This is a genomic window from Falsiporphyromonas endometrii, assembly GCF_042654485.1.
Classification (GTDB): Bacteria; Bacteroidota; Bacteroidia; order Bacteroidales; family Porphyromonadaceae; genus Porphyromonas; species Porphyromonas endometrii.
In genome coordinates, this window is the sequence record NZ_JBHSGO010000104.1 from 1 (window position 1) to 3,316 (window position 3,316).

Annotated in this window: 2 protein-coding genes; both read right to left on the reverse strand. The window is 36.2% G+C overall.

The features are described 5' to 3' along the window. Positions 1–262 precede the first annotated feature (262 nt). Entirely contained in the window at positions 263–1,747 is a 1,485-nt protein-coding gene (locus ACFO3G_RS03595) for an RCC1 domain-containing protein (RefSeq protein ID WP_380078068.1), read from the reverse strand. A 39-nt stretch (positions 1,748–1,786) separates the two neighbouring features. Continuing rightward, positions 1,787–3,184 (reverse strand): hypothetical protein, encoded by a 1,398-nt coding sequence (locus ACFO3G_RS03600; protein WP_380078070.1) that lies wholly within the window; start codon positions 3,182–3,184, stop codon positions 1,787–1,789. Positions 3,185–3,316 lie beyond the last annotated feature (132 nt).

Below are 3,316 nucleotides of genomic sequence, written 5' to 3' on the forward strand. Positions count from 1 at the left end.
AAAACCCGACGTGCCCAGTGCCAATGGAAGTTCAGCGAACTCCTCACTGCCCCATTCCCCAACAAGCTTGATTCCTACGGCCTTCTTAAGATTCGAAGGAATGTCAGTTGCAGAAATAACAACATCTGCAGATTCAGCAAATAAAGATGAGTAAGGAGACAATAAGCATAGAAGGCAAATCCATATACTTACTATTCTTTTCATACTAACTTAAAATATTAATGGCGATGTCAAGAGAATCGACATCGCCACTCAGTTTTTTTTATAAAATTACTTTTTCGACTTGTGATTGTTCATTTGAAACAGCTTTAATAATTAAGATATCATGCTTCATGTTAGAGAAATTCAGAATATCACCCGAATTCAATCCTGATGCACGATATAGAATTCTTCCATCTCCAGAATAGATGTTTAAAAGATCCACTTTATCTCCAATCATAATACTCAATCCTTCAATTCTAAATAAATCGGAAGAAACAATATTTGAAACTGACACATTGACTTTGTCTTGTGGACATTCAATTTCTGTCGGCTTCTTAAAAACACTTGTCTTTAATTCCTCAGGATCAGAAGTCCCATCAACTAGCATTCCACCTCGGTTAGATCCCCATCCATAGGCTTTACCATTTTCATCTAGGACGATTGTAAACGCTAGTCCTGTAGCCATTTGTTTAAATCTTATACCTGATTTAATAGAAGGAGAAGTTGGAACAGTAACTGGAGGAAGTACTTTTGTTGACCCAAATAAATAACCCTTACCATTTCCCAATGCATAGTCGGCCAAAGATCCCCATCCGAATATCTGTGTAATCTCGTCTCCCTCACCAACACCGATCATTGTAGTTTCTCCATAACCGCCAATAAAAATAATTGGTTGGTCTATCAAATCCAACTTCTTAAACTCATTGAATGTGTCAAACTCTCCTTCAGGAGAATATCCTTTGAAACCTAAGAGATTTCTACCATCATTATAACCTGCTGAATACCATGTTCCATCCTTTTTCTTTGCATATGACCTTAGCTCAACACAACTAATATCAATCCAATCATTATCTGATCCTACTCTTGTAGGCTTCATTACTACTGTGTTATCCTTGATTCCAAGGCCAAGTGATCCTGTCATGTTTGAGCCCCAAGCCCAGAGCGATCCATCAGTTTTTATAGCTAAAATAGTACCCTGTCCAGATGCAACTTTTAACCAATCATTATCTGATCCTATCTGCACCGGTGTTGTTTTAGCTTTTTTATCAGGATCCAAGATTCCACTTTCATTATCTCCCCATCCCCACAAGGTTCCATCAGTTTTTATAGCAAAACCATTATAACCCCAGAATCTACTAGCAGTAACATACTTCCAATCATTATCCTCGCCGATTCGCGTTAGCACCTTGTTTTTTCTAAGTTCATTACCAGTTCCCTGCAATGACTTTTCATTAGAACCCACAGCCCACATTGAACCGTCATTCTTTATAAAAAATGCCGCACTTCTACCGCCAGCAGCAAAAACCCAATCATGATCATGACTCATCAATTGGATAACACCTGTCCTTTCACCTGCTTCAGGCACTCCAAGTTCTCCATCAGCATTCCATCCCGCACTCCAAAGAGTACTGTCGTCTCTTATAAAGTACGATGAAGTGTTAGCAGATGCAATCTGGCTAAATACATGTGTTTTTTGCTGAGCATAAGTGACCATTCCAAATAAAGTCAAAGCTCCAACTAAAAGAATAGTTTTTAATGTTTTCATATTGGTTATTTTTTTAGAGTGAATAACATTCTTATTTAATTAATTGATTAAAAATCTTTTGATATAGTCTTTTCCACTAATTGATTTTAGAAGCAGAATATATGATCCGCCCGGAAGAACAATATTGCAAACATTATCTTCCATGACAGATCTAGTCACTAATTGACCAACAGTATTGAATACCATAACTTCTTTATAATCACTATTGGAGGTAGAAATAGCAACATTATCGCCAACAATTTTGACACTTACATCTTCCTCTGATAAAGGAGTAGACACCGCCAATACATCTTTTCCCTGACTGTCAAGGATAGGACATATCATAAGGGATGCCCCCATGGGAGCTCCAAATTGATTAATAGGATACAGATATTCTCCATTGGTATCAGAATTATTAAATCTGACAAACGAGTTGTGAGACAGTTTATTGTACACATCTGAATCACTCATTTCTTTTCCTTTGAGATCCATCAACATAATAAAATCTTCTTTTGTTGGATCACTACTAAATCCTTCTATTGAAATAAATATCATAGGCTTCCCATACATGCTAATTGGTCTGTCAAATGAAAAATGTGCTATAGCTCCGTCTTTTAGAGGCACTTCATTAGGGTTAAAAGACCTAATGTTCGAAAAATAACACTCAGCATATTCAATAGGAATATTATTAAGTTTAAAGTCTCCATTTACTTCACCAGGCATCCATACCCTTAAGATAAGTTTTGCTTCTTTTTCATATTTTTCAGGCTTCTTGAATAAATACACGTTTACACCTGTCATGTAAGACTCCTCTTGCGAAATCATATAAAGATTTCCGTAACCATATATACCACTACTATTTGTTCCTCCAAGATACCCTGCAAAAGTACCATCTTTACCTGACAGTTGAAGCGCTCCAAGCTCATATGTTTTTCCTCTTTCAGACATATCAACAGGTGCAATCTCAGCTTTTCCGCCAACCAACAACGATCCTAATGCTTGGTATGACTTATCAGAATCATAGTTCAATCTAGGAAATGAATACAACGCTTCTTCTTGATATTCTACTTCAAGATAATTATCATCACTAGAAGTTTTTGGCTTTCCCCCTAGAGACTCCCAACTATTTACAAATGAAGGATCAATATTCAATTGATAGCGTATGGGCTTATTAATAGCAGCCCAATACCTAACACCCTTATTAGAACTATTAAAAGACAAATAATTACAGTAAGGTATCCCAACTTTCTTCGCATCAATAGTTCCAAGCCAACTCAATGCAACTGGATACTGATAAGGTTGATCAACAGAACCAGTCGCCCTAAGATCCGGCTCCTTAAATTCTGACAAAAGAACACTATCAACTTTTGACGACAACAATAATTTATCCGATTGAGCATACCCCAATATAGGAGCATAGACAACAGAAAAAAACAAAAGAATTTTTTTTAATTTCATACAAATTATACAATACTTCGGTAAATTTTTACCGAAAAATTAAAAGTTAAACAATAGAACTGACAAAAGTCGGTTCGAAAACACTAAAGAGATCATTGAAATGTTGTCAAAACGAATGGTTAAGCATGAAGA